Consider the following 14500-nt stretch of genomic DNA (forward strand, 5'->3'; position numbering starts at 1 on the left):
CCGGGCGGGCACGTGCCCGCCCGGCGCCTTTCGCGCGGGTCCTTCGCTCAGGTCCTTCGCTCAAGGACACCCAGCGGCGCGGAGACTCAGAGCGCCACGCCCAGCAGCGCGTCGACGGCGCGCGAGACCACGCCGGGCGCGCCCTCGTCCGTACCGCCCTCGGTCCGCTGGAGCTCGGCCCACCGGTCGACGGCGAGCAGCGCCGTCGGAGCGTCCAGGTCCTGGGAGAGGGCGTCGCGGATCTCCTCGACCAGCGCGTCCGCGGACGGCCCGTCGGGGCGGGAGACGGCCGCGCGCCAGCGCTCCAGCCGCTCCAGGGCGTCCTGGAGCACCTGGTCGGTCCACTCCCAGTCGGCCCGGTAGTGGTGCGAGAGCAGCGCGAGCCGGATCGCGGCCGGGTCGACGCCGTCGCGGCGCAGCGTGGAGACGAACACCAGGTTGCCCCGGGACTTCGACATCTTCTCGCCGTCGAGCGCGACCATCCCGGCGTGCACATACGCCTTGGCCATCGGGAACTCGCCGGTGAGCACCTGGGCGTGCGAGGCGCCCATCTCGTGGTGCGGGAAGGCGAGGTCGGAGCCGCCGCCCTGTACGTCGAAGCCCATGCCCAGATGGTCCAGGGCGATGGCGACGCACTCGATGTGCCAGCCCGGCCGGCCGCGGCCCAGGCTCGCGCCGTCCCAGCTCGGCTCGCCCTCGCGGGCGGCCATCCACAGCATCGGGTCGAGCGGGTTCTTCTTGCCGGGGCGCTCGGGGTCGCCGCCGCGCTCGGCGGACAGGTGCCGCATCGTCTCGGCGTCCAGGCCGGAGACCTGCCCGAAGTGGGCGTCGCTCTCCACCGAGAAGTAGATGTCGCCGTCGAGTTCGTAGGCGGCGCCCGCGTCGCGCAGCCGCTCGACGAGCGGCACGATGCCGGGTATCGCCTCGACGGCTCCGATGTAGTGCTTCGGGGGAAGCATCCGCAGGGCGGTCATGTCCTCGCGGAAGAGCGCGGTCTCGCGCTCGGCGAGCTCGGTCCAGTCGTGCCCGTCGCGGATCGCCCGCTCCAGGAGCGGGTCGTCGACGTCGGTGACGTTCTGGACGTAGTGGACCTGCCGCTTGGTGTCGAGCCACACGCGCTGCACGAGGTCGAACGCGTTGTAGGTCGCCGCGTGACCCAGGTGGGTCGCGTCGTACGGAGTGATGCCGCAGACGTAGATACGGGCGACGGGACCGGGGTCGAGGGTCACCAGACCACCGGTCGCGGTGTCGTGGATCCGGAGGTCGCGGCCCTTGCCGGGCAGGGCGGGGACCTCAGAAGCGGGCCAGGCATACATGTCATGAGCGTAACCGGACGCACGCTCCATATTCGAACCGGATAGGCGCTCTTGGCCGAATGATGGGGCTTGCGCGGACCCGGCCCGCCGTGCATGGACGTCACTCGGCCCTGCCGGCGCCGGCGGCCGGACTACACCGGTGGCCAGGGGATGGGCGGCCACTCGCCCGACGGGCTGCGGTGCACACCGTCCGCCAGCAGGCCCGCCACCCGGCCCCGGAGGGCGTCCAGCTCGGCGACGGTGATCAGCTGAGCCAGTCGGGTGGCCAGCGGCTCCGCCGGGGCCAGGGCGGCCGCGAGGCCGGTCAGCGCCGCCACCGCCTCCCCGGTCAGCGGCTCGCCCGCCCACCCCCACAGCAGGGTGCGCAGCTTGTCGTCGACGTTGAAGGTGACCCCGTGGTCGATGCCGTAGAGGCGGCCGCCCTCGGCGGGCAGCAGATGGCCGCCCTTGCGGTCACCGTTGTTGATCACGGCGTCGAGCACGGCGAGCCGCCGCAGCCGCTCGTCGTCGGCGTGCACCAGGAGCGCCGTGCGGCCCTCCCCCACGTCCGCGAGCCCGACCGCCTTCCAGCCCTCGCCCGGCTCCTCGCCGTCGACGAGGCCGAGCAGCCCGTCCTCCTCGGCGGCCCCCTCCGGCGTCTCGATCCACAGCTGGACCATGCCCTCGCCGTACGGGCCGTCGCGCAGCACGGTCGGCGGCACCAGGTCCCAGCCGAGCGCGGCGCTGACCTCGTACGCGGCGACCTCGCGCTGGGCCAGCGTGCCGTCGGGGAAGTCCCACAGCGGGCGCTCGCCGGCCACCGGCTTGTAGACGCAGTGGGCGCTGACGCCCTCGTACGAGACGGAGCAGTACAGCACCGCGTTGGACGCCTCGCGGATCCGGCCGCGCACGGTGAGCTCGCCCTTGGCCAGCAGTTCCACCGCCGTCAGGCTCCCCGTCGGTATCCGTTCTGGCGCGGGCATACATGTCCTTCCGGGTCGAGCGGCAGGCTGCACAGCGGGCACGGCGGGCGGCCCGCGTTGACCACGTCCAGGGCGCGCTTGGCGAAGGCGCGGGCCTGGGCGCCGGTGAGGCGCACCCGCAGCATCGGCGGGCCGTTCTCGTCGTCCTGGAGCAGCCGCTCCTCGGCCTCCGCGAGGTCCTCCTCGGAGTCGGCGTCGAGCTCCACCAGGGCCTGCGCCTCGATGACCATGCGCTGTTCCTCGCCGTCCCAGGCGAGCGCCATGGTGCCGACCCGGAACTCCTCCTCGACCGGCGAGTCGAGCGGCGCGGTGTCGGTGACGTCGGCCGGGGCGACCGCGGGGACGGGCGCGTTGCCGCCGGTGCGCCGCACGACCTCGTCCAGGAGCTCGTCGATGCGCTCGGCGAGGGCGGCGACCTGCGTCTTCTCCAGGGCGACACTGGTGGTACGGCTGCCCGCGGACGCCTGGAGGAAGAACGTACGGCGTCCGGGCAGCCCGACCGTACCGGCCACGAAGCGGTCCGGTGGGTCGTAGAAGAACACCTGACGGGACACGTCCTGGTCTCCCTATGTCGGATTGAGCGGTGGGTGCGGGCCCGCCGGGGCGGAGCGCGGTGTTTTCGGCCCGTCCACCCTACTGCGCCCGGCGATCACGGTGCTCCCGCGCCACCCCCGACCACCGCCCGGCCCTCCGCGGCCGCCTTCCGCGCCGCCTCGTCCGCCTCCTTCGGCTCCCTGGGGGCGAGCGAGGCGAGGTCCCCGGTCTCGCCGAGGCGCATGAGGAACGGGCGCAGCCGGGTGTAGCGGATCGCGGTCAGGGAACACGGTTCCACCGAGATCCGCTGAAAGAGGTCCAGATGCATTCCCAGGGCGTCGGCGACGACCGACTTGATGATGTCCCCGTGCGAGCACATCACGAACACGGCGTCCGGGCCGTGCTCGGCCTCCACGCGCGCGTTCCACTCGCGTACCGCCTCGACGGCCCGCCGCTGCATGGCCGCCATCGACTCGCCGCCCGGGAAGGCCGCGGCGGAGGGGTGCTGCTGCACCACCTCCATCAGCGGGTCCTCCATGAGCTCGGCGAGCTTGCGGCCCGACCAGTGGCCGTAGTCGCACTCGCTGACGCGCTCGTCGGTGTGGAGGGCCAGTCCGGGGCGCGAGTCGAGCAGCGGCCGCAGGGTCTCACGGCAGCGCTCCAGCGGGCTGGAGACGGCGGCGGCGAGCGGCAGTGCGGCGAGCCGCGCGGGCAGCTGCGCGGCCTGGGCGGTGCCGCGCTCGTCGAGCAGCACTCCGGGGGTGCGCCCGGCCAGCACGCCCGAGGTGTTGGCGGTGGAGCGTCCGTGACGTACGAGGATCAGCGTGGCCATGTCCGCCAGCGTAGGCCGAGCGGCGCCGGCGGGTGCGGCCGGTGCGGCTTCGCGGAAGAATGCGCGCCGTGATCGTCGACTGCGCCATCTACCGCGACGGCCGCCGCACCGAGGGCCCGCCGGACTACTCCGACGCCCTGGAGGAGGCCCGGGCGGCCGGGGACGGGTTCGTCTGGCTGGGGATGTACGAGCCCACCGAGGACGAGTTCGACCTCGTCGCCGGCGAGTTCGGGCTGCACGCGCTGGCGGTCGAGGACGCGCTGAGGGCCCATCAGCGGCCCAAGCTGGAGGTGTACGACGACTCGCTGTTCGCCGTCCTGAAGCCGGTGACGTACGAGCCGGAGAGCGACACGGTGAGCACCGGCGAGCTGATGCTGTTCGTCGGTGACTCGTTCGTGGTGACGGTCCGGCACGGCGAGGGCTCGCCGCTGCACGACGTGCGGAAGCGGCTCGAGGCCGAGCCCGAACTGCTGCGGCACGGCCCGAGCACCGTCCTGTACGCGGTCAGCGACGCCGTCGTGGACCACTACATGGAGGTGGCCGCCGAGCTCCAGACGGACCTGGAGGAGCTGGAGGCCGAGGTCTTCGCGCCGGTCGGCCGCGAAAGCAGGGGAGGCGCCCAGGCGAGCGGCGGAACGGTCGCCTCGCGGATCTACACCTTCAAACGGCAGGTTCTGGAGTTCCGCCGGGCCACCGGCCCGCTGGCGGAGCCGATGCAGCGGCTCTCCGGAGCCGGGGTGCCGTTCGTGCAGGAGAAGACGCAGCCGTTCTTCCGCGACGTCAGCGACCACCTCACCCGCGCCAACGAGGCCGTGGAGGGTTTGGACCGGCTGCTTTCCGACATCCTCTCCGCCCATCTCGCGCAGATGGGCGTGCGGCAGAACGACGACATGCGCAAGATCTCCGCGTGGGCGGCGATGGCCGCGGTGCCGACGATGGTCGCGGGGATCTACGGCATGAACTTCGACCACATGCCGGAGCTGCGGTACGTCTGGGCCTACCCGGCGGTGCTGGTGCTGATGGCGGTGCTGGAAGTGGTGCTGTACCGCACGTTCAAGCGCCGCGACTGGCTGTAGGGGCCGCTCCGGACCGCTCTCACGCGAACTCGGGGGCCGGGGCCGACGGGCCGCCGAGGGCGTCGCGGTGCTCGGGCATCGTCAGGGTGACCATCCGCCGCCACCCCAGGGCCCGTTCGTAGGCGTACATGCCGTGGATCCCGGCCGCCAGGGCCGCGGACTTGAGCCGGGGCCAGCGCAGGATGCGGCCCATGTGCGCCATCACGGCCAGGCTGACGTCCCGGTAGATCCGGCTCTCGGCGATCGCGCACTCGCGCAGCACGCGCTGGATGGTGCGCCCGTGCCCGGCACGGGCCAGGCGCAGCAGCTCCTCGTGGCAGTAGGCGAGGTGGTTGTCCTCGTCGTGGCTGATCATCCGGATCGCCCGGCCGACCTCGGGGTGGTCCCCGAAGTACCGCACCAGCATCACCATCTGGTCGGCGGCGCGCTGCTCGGTGACCCGGCTGTGCGAGAGGTAGGTGACGATGTCCTGCTCGGTGAGCGGCAGCCGGCCACGCAGCCGTTCGTGCGCCAGGCCGATGCCGTGGCGCTCCAGGAGCATCGTGTAGTCGGTCTCGGCCGGCACCGGGACCGGGGTCAGGCCGCGCTTCTTGAGCAGCCCGTTGAAGATCCGCCCGTGTTTGTCCTCGTCGGCGCCGTGCCGGGCGATCTTGGGGGCGAGGTCGCGCTGCTCCGGCGGAACCAGGGCGGAGATACGGCCGTTCTCCCAGCCGCCCTGGCTCTCACCGCTGGCGGCGATCGAGCAGAAGAGCCGGAACGACTCGTCGTGGTCGAGGATCTCCTGGAACAGGCTCTTGGCCGAAAGCATCGCCGTACCTCCGCATGACTCCCGTACACACATCTGCAAAGAGCAAGTCAAGTGCTCAGGACAGAACGGGGCAACAGGGGTGCCTTCGGACTGGGCCGAACGAAGGAACGCACCGGGGTGTGTCCGCCCGTAACCCACCCGGCGCACAGCGCGTTGTTGGGGGTGACGGCCGTGGCGGGGAAGACCCCCCGAGCCCCCACCACGGCCGCGGGCTTCCTTCGTACGACCACGCCGGTACGGCTACGCCAGACCGGCGTGCTCCAGCGCCTCGGTGCCGGCGCGCAGCGCCGCCACGCGCTCGTCCAGCGTGAAGCCGGCCGGGGCGAGGGTGAGGGTGGTGACCCCGGCGGCGGCGTAGGCCCGCATCCGGTCGGCGATGCGCTCCACCGAGCCGAGCAGCGTGGTGGAGTCGATGAGCTCCTGCGGGACGGCGGCGGCCGCGCCCGCCTTGTCGCCGGAGAGGTACTTGTCCTGGATCTCGGCGGCCTCCTTCTCGTACCCCATGCGCCGCGCGAGCTGGTTGTAGAAGTTCTGCTTGCGGCTGCCCATGCCGCCCACGTAGAGCGCGGTGTACGGGCGGAACATGTCGGCCAGCGCGCCGACGTCGCCGTCCGCGCCGAGCGCCAGCGGCAGGGTCGGGCAGACGTCGAAACCCTCGAGGGTCTTGCCGGCCTTCTCGCGGCCCGCCCGGATGTGGCGGATCGCGGTGTCCTCCAGGTGGTCGGCGGAGGGGAAGATCAGCAGCGCGCCGTCGGCGATCTCGCCGGTCTGCTCCAGGTTCTTGGGGCCGATCGCGGCAATGTAGAGCGGGATGTGCTCGCGCTCGGGGTGGACGGTGAGCTTGATGGCCTTGCCGGGCCCGTCGGGCAGCGGCAGCGTCCAGTGCTCGCCCTGGTAGGAGAGCCGCTCGCGGGTCATCGCCCGGCGGACGATCTCCACGTACTCCCGGGTGCGGGCCAGCGGCTTGTCGAACTTGACGCCGTACCAGCCCTCGGAGACCTGCGGGCCCGAGACGCCGAGGCCGAGGCGGAAGCGGCCGCCGGAGAGCGAGTCCAGGGTGGCGGCGGTCATCGCCGTCATCGCGGGCTGGCGGGCCGGGATCTGGAGGATGGCGGAGCCGACGTCGATGCGCTCGGTCTGGGCGGCGACCCAGGCCAGGACGGTGGGCGCGTCCGAGCCGTAGGCCTCGGCGGCCCAGCAGACGTCGTAGCCGAGCCGGTCGGCCTCCTGGGCGACGGCGAGGTTGTCGCCGTCCATTCCGGCGCCCCAGTAGCCGAGGTTGATCCCGAGCCGCATGACGGTCCCCTTACTGATCAGTAACGTCCCTGTTCCGGGGGACTCTAGCGCGCGGGCGGGCACCGTGGCAGGGCCATGGGAGCCGAGTTGTCCACAGGGCCTCACCGGCCCCGGCCGTGGCCAGTAATCTCAGCGCCCATGGAGCAGAGGCACCTGGGCCGTACGGGCCTGCGCGTATCCCGGATCGGGCTCGGCACCCTCACCTGGGGCCGGGACACGGACGAGCACGACGCCGCCGATCTGTTGAAGGCGTTCTGGGAGGCCGGCGGCACGCTGGTCGACACGGCGGACGTGTACGGGGGCGGGGACGCCGAATATCTGCTCGGGCAGCTGGTGGAGCGGCTGGTGCCGCGCCGCGACCTGGTCATCGCCACCAAGGCGGGCAGCGTGCCCGACCCGGACCGGCGCTTCGACGGCTCGCGCGGCCATCTGCTCGCCGCGCTCGACGAGTCGCTGGAACGTCTCGGCACGGACTATGTGGACATCTGGCAGGTGCACGCCTTCGATCCGCGGACGCCGCTGGACGAGACGCTCCAGGCCCTGGACATCGCGGTGAGCACCGGCCGCGTGCGGTACGCGGGCGTGTCCAACTTCTGCGGCTGGCAGCTCGCGAAGGCCGCCACCTGGCAGCTGGGCGCCCCGGGTGTACGGACCCGGCTGGCCAGCACGCAGATGGAGTACTCGCTGCTCCAGCGCGGGGTGGAGCGGGAGGTGCTGCCGGCCGCGCTCGACCTCGGGATCGGGCTGCTGCCGTCCTCGCCGCTGGGGCGCGGGGTGCTGACGGGGAAGTACCGCAACGGCACCCCGGCCGACTCGCGCGGGGCCTCCGAGGCGCTGGCGCCGTTCGTGGCGCCCTATCTGGACGAGGCGGCGAGCCGGATCGTCGACGCGGTGGCGATAGCCGCGGACGGCCTCGCGGCGACGCCGCTCCAGGTCGCGCTCGCCTGGGTGCGGGACCGGCCCGGGGTGGCCGCGCCGATCGTCGGCGCGCGCAACGCGCAGCAGCTCACGGCGGCATTGTCAGTGGAGGCGCTTAGTCTTCCAGACGAGATCTGCCGGGCGCTGGACGATGTGTCCGCACCCGTGCACCGCTATCCCGACCAGGACTGGAGCACCTTGTGACCGCGCTTCCCCCGGGGACGGCCCCCGGAACCCCGGCCGAGGGCGTCGCCGACGCCGAAAGTGGTGTGGCCGAGGTGGCTGAGGCATCCGTCGCGGCTTCCGGTGCCACGAACACGCCCGAGGGCGCGGGGGAGGTTGCGGAGGACTCGGCTCCGGCCGCCGAGGAGACGGACGCGGCCGGCACAGCCGAGGGCGACACCACGTCTGAGGCGGACGACAGCTCGGCCGAGGAGGGTGCCGCCGGGGGCGATGGTGACGCCGCCGGGACCGGAGACGGGGCCGCCGGGACCGAAGGCAGTGCGGCCGGGACCGGGGACGGCCCCGCCGAGGCCGGAGACGGTGCCGGCGGGGCCGGAGACGGCTCGGGCGAGGGTGGTGCCGACGCGGCCGCGGGCGCTGAAGCCGGGGTCGCGGGCGCCGAGGGCGGCACCCCCGAGCTCTCCGAGGCGCAGGCCGAGCTCGCCGCTCAGCGGGAGCTGCGGGCCCGGATCGAGGCGCGCAAGGCCGAGAAGGAGGGGCCCTTGGCGGCCGGGGCCAAGCTCAGCGGGCAGGCCGCCGACCTGCTCGCGGCCGTCCGCGCGGTGGAGAGCGGCGAGAAGCCGGGGGCGTCGTTCTTCGCCTCCGCCCCGGCCCCCCGCCGCCCGGCCCCGCTGCCGGAAGCTCCCGCGCCGGTACGGACGCAGCCTCCGCGGCCCGCGCCCGTGGCCGCCGGGCCGGAGGCGCTGGCCGCCGTGCGGGCCGTGCTGAGCGCCGGGAGCGCGCCGGACTCGCTGGCCCCGCAGGTCACCGAGGCCCTGGGCGAGCAGGCGGCCGAGGTGCTGCGCGGCGACCCCTGGCAGCTGCTCGCGGTGCCCGGGGTCCGCCCCGAGCAGGCCGACGGCTTCGCCCGGGCGCTGCTCGGCGCCGAGTGCCGCCCGGACGACCCGCGCCGGGCGGCCGCGCTGGTCGCCTGGATCCTGGAGCGCGCCTCGGTCCAGGGCCACACCGCGCTGCCGATCGCGGCCGTGAAGGCGGCGCTGGCCGAGCGTTCGGTGCCGGATCCGGACGAGGCCGTCCGGGACGCGATCACCGAGGGCGTGGTGCTGGTCTTCCAGGACGGCGAGGCCGCGCTCGACGACGAGCCGGCCGACGCCGAGGAGAGCGCCGAGGAGGGCGAGGCACAGGAGAGCGCCCCCGTGGAGGTGCTGCTCGGCCTCGACCGGTACGCACTGGCGGAGGAGAGCCTCGCCGACGGTCTGGCCCGGCTCGCCAACGCCCCGGTGAAGGACGACGGTTCCGACTGGTCGGCCGCCGCCGCGGCCGCCCCCTCGCCGTCCGCCGCCGAGCTGATCCGGGCGGTGGCGGGCAGCGGCCTGGTCACCCACTCCGGCGGCGAGGCGGCCCGCGCCGAGTCGGCGGCCGTGGTCACCGCGGCGCACGGCCTCGGGCTGCGGGCGGCGGCCGCCGCGCACACCCGGGACGGGCGGCGCCGGCTGGCCTCGGCGGTCGGGGCCGAGCGGGCGTTCACCGTGGCCGCGCTGCTCTCCGGGACCGAGGGCCCGGGCCGCGACGAGGACGGGGCGCTCGCCCTGGATGTGCTCGTGGTGCAGGACGCCCCGCAGCTGGACGTGGAGGGCGCGGCGATGCTCGTGGAGTCCCTGCCGGACGGCTGCCGGCTGGTGCTCGGCGGGGACCCGGAGGTGCTGGGCTCGGCGGGCGCGGGGCGGGTCTTCGCCGATCTGCTGGCGGCCCGCGCGGTGCCGCACGTGGCCTCGCGCACCCCGGACCCCGGCCCGATCGGCGAGCTGGTCTCCGGGATCGGCGTCGGCGAGCTGGGCCAGGTCGAGGCGCCCGGCAAGGAGGTGGTGATCGTCCCCGTGCGGGACGCGGGCGAGGCGGTGCACCGCTGCGTCCAGCTCGTCGCGGACTCGGTGCCGCGCGCGCTCGGGGTGCCCACCGAGCAGACCCAGGTGATCACGGTCGGCCACGGCGGCTCGGCCGGTACGAGGGCGCTCAACGCGGCCCTGAAGCAGCGGCTCAACCCCGGCCCCGGCCGGTTCGGGGGCTTCGACCCGGGCGACCGCGTGGCGTACGCGGAGGCGCCCGGGCGCACCTCGGTGGGCACGGTCGGCTCGGCGGGCCCGGACGGGCTGCACCTCGACTGCGCCGGCGAGCGCCTCGTCGTACCGAAGGAGCGGGTCGAGTCGGCGCTGCGGCACGGCTGGGCCCTGACCGCCCACCAGGCGGCCGGGACGCGCTGGCCCGCGGTGGTCGCGGTGCTGCCCGGGGACGCGGCGCAGGGGCTCAGCCGGTCCTGGGTCTACACGGCGTTCGGCCGCGCCGAGCGCCATCTGTCCGTGGTGCACGGCGTGGACCAGGCGCTCGCGCGCGCGGTGGCGGAGGTGCCCGCCCCGGCGCGTACGACGCGGCTCACGCCCCTTCTGACGGCCCTGCTGCGGACGCCCGAGGCCGAGTAGCCCCCGCCCGCCGCCAGGCCGGCACACGACAGCCTCCGTGCCCCAAAGGGCCACGGAGGCTGTGTGCGTGCGGGGCGCCCGGGCCGGAACCGGAGCGCCGACGGTCAGGACGCGCCCGGCAGGTCGTCCTCGTCGTCGAGCTCGTCCTCGTCGAAGACCGCGCTGACGTCGAACCGGCACACCACCCGCTGCGGATCGGCGTGGTCGAACGGCGTGCTCAGCCACTCCCCCGGCTCCGGCAGCTCGTCCGCCGCCGACACCCACAGCGTGGAGTCGCCCTCCTCCAGGCCGAACTCCTTGTGCCGGGAGGCGATCTCGTCCGGTTCGTACTCCCCGAAGAGCACGCCGAGCGCCGCGTGCACGCTCGTACCGACCACGGCGGCGGCCCGGTCGTCCCCGGCCGAGTCGTCGGCCTCGGGGTCCAGGTCCGCGATCCGCTGGGCCTGGGCGAGCAGCCGCTGCGGCTCCACCACCGCGTAGTCGCGGCGGATCAGCACGCTCAGCGCGTTCGGCTCCTCCGGGCCCGTGTAGGGCGGCAGGGAGTCGTCGGCGCCCGGGATCTCGAAGGGGGTGACCTCGTCGTACCGGTCGTAGAGCCGCTCGTCGTACGCCTCGGCAGCGGCCGCCAGGGCGTTGAACGCGTCGTACACGGCCGGATCGTCGTCCCCGGTGCGGCGTTCCACCGCCTCCAGGTGGCGGTCCAGCGCGGCTTTGACCGCGTCGGCGGCGGCACGTACCTCGGCAGCGGAGGGCTGCGCAGCATCAGACATAGTGCAGACGCTATCCGTACCGGGGCTCTGCCCGCACAATAGATGCGATGCCGGAATACGAATTTGTCGACGTGTACGTGCCTCGCGGGGTGTCCCGCAAGGAGACCACACGCCTGCTGACCGACCACGCCGAGTACGGACACTGGGAGTTGGAGCGACTGAGTCTGCTGCGTGACGGCAGCCGCCGGGTGCGGCTGCGCAGGCGGATCATCCGCCAGCTGCGCGCCACGTGGTGACGGACATCTGGTGACGAAACGGATCGGGCCCCGCAGCTGCGGGGCCCGATCCGTTCTGTCCGGTCACTACCGCCGCGAAGGCGGCTTCGCTCACGCGCCGGAGCGGGCGCGGCGGTAGAGCGTGGCTCCGGCGAGGAGCAGCCCCGCGCCGGCCGGCAGGGCGATGCCCACCGCGTCCGACCCGGTGTGCGCCAGCGCGCCGGCCGCCTGCGGGGCCGTCACGGCCCGGGCGCCCAGGGTGTCCGCCCCGGCCGGGGTGCCGGGGGTCGCCGGGGTGTGCGGGTGCTGACCCGGCTTGGTCCGGTGGATCGGCTTGACCGAGTCCCCCGGCTTGCCCGGGTGGTGGGGCTTGCCCGGGTGCTCCGTCCCGCAGTGCTCACCGGGCTTGCCGGGGTGGCCGGGCTTTCCCGGGTGACCGGGCTTGCCGGGGTGGCCCGGGTGACCGGGGTGGTGCGGAGGCTGGTGGTGGCTGTCGCCGGACACATTGGCGCAGTCGTTGCCGAAGACCGGGTTGAGCGCCCCGATCACGGTGACGCCGTTGCCGCAGGCGTTGACCGGGACGTCGACGGGCGCCTGGACGCTGTTGCCGGAGCCGACGCCCGGCGAGTCACTCGCGTGGCCGTTGGCCGTGGCACCGCCGCCGTGGTGCGAACCGCCCTTGTTGGCGCACTTGTTGCCCATCGCCGGGTTGAGCAGCCCGATGACGTTGACGGTGTTGCCGCACGCGTTGACCGGCACGTGCACCGGCGCCTGGACCGCGTTGCCGGACAGGACGCCCGGGGAGCCGGTCGCGGCGCCGTTCGCCGCCGAGTCGGCGTGTGCGTAGCCACTGCCCATGGCGATGACGCCGGTGGCGGCGGCCATGGTGATCAGGCCTTTTTTGGTGACCTGTCGCATAGGTTGTTCCCTGCCTTCTGCCTTCCGGATGCTCCCGGACACCGTTGCGCCCGGGAGTGTGTGCCTGGCGGCCCCGGGAGTGCATGGCGCGCACCCCGGGGCCGCCGGGCTCAGACCCTCACGGGTTCAGGCTCGACGTCACTTGTTGACGCAGACGTTGCCGAAGGCGGGGTTCAGCAGCCCGATCACCGAGATCGTGTTGCCGCAGACGTTCACCGGCACGTGGACGGGCACCTGGATGACGTTGCCCGAGGCGACACCGGGGGAGCCCACAGCGGCACCCTGCGCGCCCGCGTCGGCGGCGGCGAGACCCGCGCCCGCGAGAACCAGACCACCGGTGACAGCCGCAGCAGCGACGACCTTCTTGATCATTACTTCCTCCTTGTTGGCAAAGGTGCGATCCCAGCCGCGGACCGCACACCCTGTAACGAGGAGGAAGTTATGGGGCTACGAGCTTATGAACGCATTCACTCTTCTCAGTCAACTACGCACGCCTGGGCGATTGTTGACGTGTCGTTTCACCAGAAAGGACCGCTGCCGGGGTCCACGGCCGCCGGGTGCCCCGGCACCCGTGGACCCCGCCGGGTCAGGACGCGTCGATGAACCGGTCCAGCACCCGTACGCCGAACTTCAGACCGTCCAGCGGCACCCGCTCGTCCACGCCGTGGAACATCCCGGCGAAGTCCAGCTCCGGCGGCAGCTTCAGCGGCGCGAAGCCGAAGCAGCGGATGCCGAGGTCCGCGAAGGACTTGGCGTCGGTGCCGGCCGAGAGCATGTACGGCACGGCCCGGGCGATGGGGTCCTCGGCCACCAGGGCCGTCTGCATCGCGTCGACGAGCGCCCCGTCGAAGGTGGTCTCCAGCGCCTTGTCGGCGTGCACGTCCTCGCGCTTGACCCGGGGCCCCAGGATCCGGTCGAGGTCCGCGAGGAACTCCTCCTCGTACCCCGGCAGGAAGCGGCCGTCGACATGGGCGGTGGCCTGCCCGGGGATCACGTTGACCTTGTAGCCCGCGCCGAGCTGGGTCGGGTTGGCGGTGTTCTGGAGGGAGGCGCCGATGAGCTTGGCGATGCCGCCGAGCTTGGCCAGCGTCTCGTCCATGTTCTCGGGGTCGAGCTCGGTGCCGAGCGCGTCGCCGAGCTCGTCCAGGAAGTGCCGGAGCGTCTTGGTGACGCGCACCGGGAACTTGTGCCGGCCGAGCCGCCCGACCGCCTCGGAGAGCTCGGTGATGGCGTTGTCCTTGTGGATCATCGAACCGTGCCCGGCGCTGCCGTCCACGGTCAGCTTCATCCAGTGCATGCCCTTCTGGGCGGTCTCCACCAGATAGAGCCGCAGGTTCTCGTTGACGGTGAACGAGAAGCCGCCGACCTCGCTGATCGCCTCGGTCACGCCCTCGAAGAGGTCGGGGTGCTTGTCGACGAGGTGGCGGGCCCCGTAGGTGCCGCCCGCCTCCTCGTCGGCGAGGAAGGCCAGCACGATGTCGCGCGGGGGCTTGCGGCCGCTGCGCAGCCGGTCCCGTACGACCGCGAGGGTCATCGCGTCCATGTCCTTCATGTCCACCGCGCCGCGCCCCCAGACGCAGCCGTCGGCGATCTCGCCCGAGAACGGGTGGTGCGTCCAGTCCTCGGCGTTGGCCGGGACGACGTCGGTGTGGCCGTGGATGAGCAGCGCGGGCCGCGAGGGGTCCTCGCCCTGGATCCGGGCCACGGTGGAGGCCCGTCCGGTGTGCGACTCGAAGATCTTGGGTTCGAGCCCCACCTCCGCGAGCTTCTCGGCGACGTACTCGGCCGCCGCCCGCTCGCCCGGACCGGAGTGGTCCCCGTAGTTGCTGGTGTCGATCCTGATCAGATCGCGGCAGAGGTCGACGACCTCGTCCTCGCCGGTCACGCCCCGCGCCGCCTTCGAGTCGCTCACGCTGCTTCCTCCCGCTGCTGCCGCTGCCGCTTCGTTCGAGTCCCCCTCATCCTCCCTCGCGCTCCCCGCGCACCCAAGGGCGGCGTCCCGTCGACATACGGCGTTCACGCAGGCCACGGGGGTGATCGAGCACCCCCAGATGTTTGCTATTGTTTTCCACGTCGGAACGGGCACGGCCCGCGAGACAGACACCTTGTCCGGGTGGCGGAATGGCAGACGCGCTAGCTTGAGGTGCTAGTGCCCTTTATCGGGCGTGGGGGTTCAAGTCCCCCCTCGGACACCA

14 protein-coding genes and 1 tRNA gene are annotated in these 14500 nt (G+C 73.3%); 5 read left to right on the forward strand and 10 right to left on the reverse strand.

What is annotated here, in order from left to right; genetic code table 11:
- Nucleotides 1–86: 86 nt before the first annotated feature.
- The 4 genes from mshC to ABD236_RS20885 all read right to left on the reverse strand — a co-directional run bounded on the left by mshC (nt 87) and on the right by ABD236_RS20885 (nt 3644).
- On the reverse strand, nt 87–1316 hold the full coding sequence (gene mshC, locus ABD236_RS20870) for a cysteine--1-D-myo-inosityl 2-amino-2-deoxy-alpha-D-glucopyranoside ligase (protein WP_344075327.1): 1230 nt from the start codon (nt 1314–1316) through the stop codon (nt 87–89).
- A 131-nt stretch (nt 1317–1447) separates the two neighbouring features.
- On the reverse strand, nt 1448–2278 hold the full coding sequence (locus ABD236_RS20875) for an SCO1664 family protein (protein ID WP_344075329.1): 831 nt from the start codon (nt 2276–2278) through the stop codon (nt 1448–1450).
- The gene (locus ABD236_RS20880; protein ID WP_101387529.1) at nt 2242–2832 is read right to left on the reverse strand and encodes a DUF3090 domain-containing protein; all 591 of its coding nucleotides are present in this window, start codon (nt 2830–2832) and stop codon (nt 2242–2244) included. The genes ABD236_RS20875 and ABD236_RS20880 overlap by 37 nt, the downstream gene beginning before the upstream one ends.
- 95 nt (nt 2833–2927) lie before the next feature.
- A complete protein-coding gene (locus ABD236_RS20885) occupies nt 2928–3644 on the reverse strand; it encodes a histidine phosphatase family protein (protein WP_344075332.1) in 717 nt (238 codons plus the stop codon).
- Between the two features lie 59 nt (nt 3645–3703).
- Between ABD236_RS20885 and ABD236_RS20890 the strand changes: the two genes are divergently transcribed.
- Nucleotides 3704–4720, forward strand: a complete 1017-nt coding sequence (locus ABD236_RS20890) for a magnesium and cobalt transport protein CorA (protein WP_344075335.1) — start codon at nt 3704–3706, stop codon at nt 4718–4720.
- Between the two features lie 19 nt (nt 4721–4739).
- On the opposite strand, the gene ABD236_RS20895 is transcribed toward ABD236_RS20890, so the two are convergent.
- Nucleotides 4740–5528, reverse strand: coding sequence for a ferritin-like domain-containing protein (locus tag ABD236_RS20895; RefSeq protein ID WP_344075337.1), 789 nt, complete (start codon nt 5526–5528; stop codon nt 4740–4742).
- A 240-nt stretch (nt 5529–5768) separates the two neighbouring features.
- Entirely contained in the window at nt 5769–6824 is a 1056-nt protein-coding gene (locus ABD236_RS20900) for an LLM class F420-dependent oxidoreductase (RefSeq protein ID WP_344075339.1), read from the reverse strand.
- Nucleotides 6825–6962: 138 nt separating this feature from the next.
- Between ABD236_RS20900 and ABD236_RS20905 the strand changes: the two genes are divergently transcribed.
- Both ABD236_RS20905 and ABD236_RS20910 read left to right on the forward strand, forming a co-directional pair.
- Nucleotides 6963–7946, forward strand: coding sequence for an aldo/keto reductase (locus tag ABD236_RS20905; protein ID WP_344075341.1), 984 nt, complete (start codon nt 6963–6965; stop codon nt 7944–7946).
- Nucleotides 7947–8011: 65 nt separating this feature from the next.
- Complete coding sequence (locus ABD236_RS20910) at nt 8012–10402, forward strand: helix-hairpin-helix domain-containing protein (RefSeq protein ID WP_425543919.1); 2391 nt, start codon at nt 8012–8014, stop codon at nt 10400–10402.
- 104 nt (nt 10403–10506) lie between these two features.
- On the opposite strand, the gene ABD236_RS20915 is transcribed toward ABD236_RS20910, so the two are convergent.
- Nucleotides 10507–11172, reverse strand: a complete 666-nt coding sequence (locus ABD236_RS20915) for a hypothetical protein (RefSeq protein WP_344075346.1) — start codon at nt 11170–11172, stop codon at nt 10507–10509.
- A 47-nt stretch (nt 11173–11219) separates the two neighbouring features.
- Here ABD236_RS20915 and ABD236_RS20920 point away from each other — a divergent pair, with 47 nt between their 5' ends.
- The gene (locus tag ABD236_RS20920) at nt 11220–11408 is read left to right on the forward strand and encodes a DUF5703 family protein (protein ID WP_344075348.1); all 189 of its coding nucleotides are present in this window, start codon (nt 11220–11222) and stop codon (nt 11406–11408) included.
- 90 nt (nt 11409–11498) lie between these two features.
- Here the strand turns inward: ABD236_RS20920 and ABD236_RS20925 are convergent, their stop codons facing one another.
- The 3 genes from ABD236_RS20925 to ABD236_RS20935 all read right to left on the reverse strand — a co-directional run bounded on the left by ABD236_RS20925 (nt 11499) and on the right by ABD236_RS20935 (nt 14217).
- On the reverse strand, nt 11499–12305 hold the full coding sequence (locus ABD236_RS20925) for a chaplin (protein ID WP_344075350.1): 807 nt from the start codon (nt 12303–12305) through the stop codon (nt 11499–11501).
- Nucleotides 12306–12443: 138 nt separating this feature from the next.
- Nucleotides 12444–12677: a chaplin ChpH gene (chpH, locus tag ABD236_RS20930; RefSeq protein ID WP_344075353.1), complete on the reverse strand. Its 234-nt coding sequence runs from the start codon at nt 12675–12677 to the stop codon at nt 12444–12446.
- Nucleotides 12678–12891: 214 nt separating this feature from the next.
- Nucleotides 12892–14217, reverse strand: a complete 1326-nt coding sequence (locus ABD236_RS20935; protein WP_344075355.1) for a M20/M25/M40 family metallo-hydrolase — start codon at nt 14215–14217, stop codon at nt 12892–12894.
- 195 nt (nt 14218–14412) lie between these two features.
- Between ABD236_RS20935 and ABD236_RS20940 the strand changes: the two genes are divergently transcribed.
- Nucleotides 14413–14500 (forward strand) — tRNA-Leu (locus ABD236_RS20940).

This window comes from Streptomyces crystallinus (assembly GCF_039521265.1).
GTDB classification, from domain to species: Bacteria; Actinomycetota; Actinomycetes; order Streptomycetales; family Streptomycetaceae; genus Streptomyces; species Streptomyces crystallinus.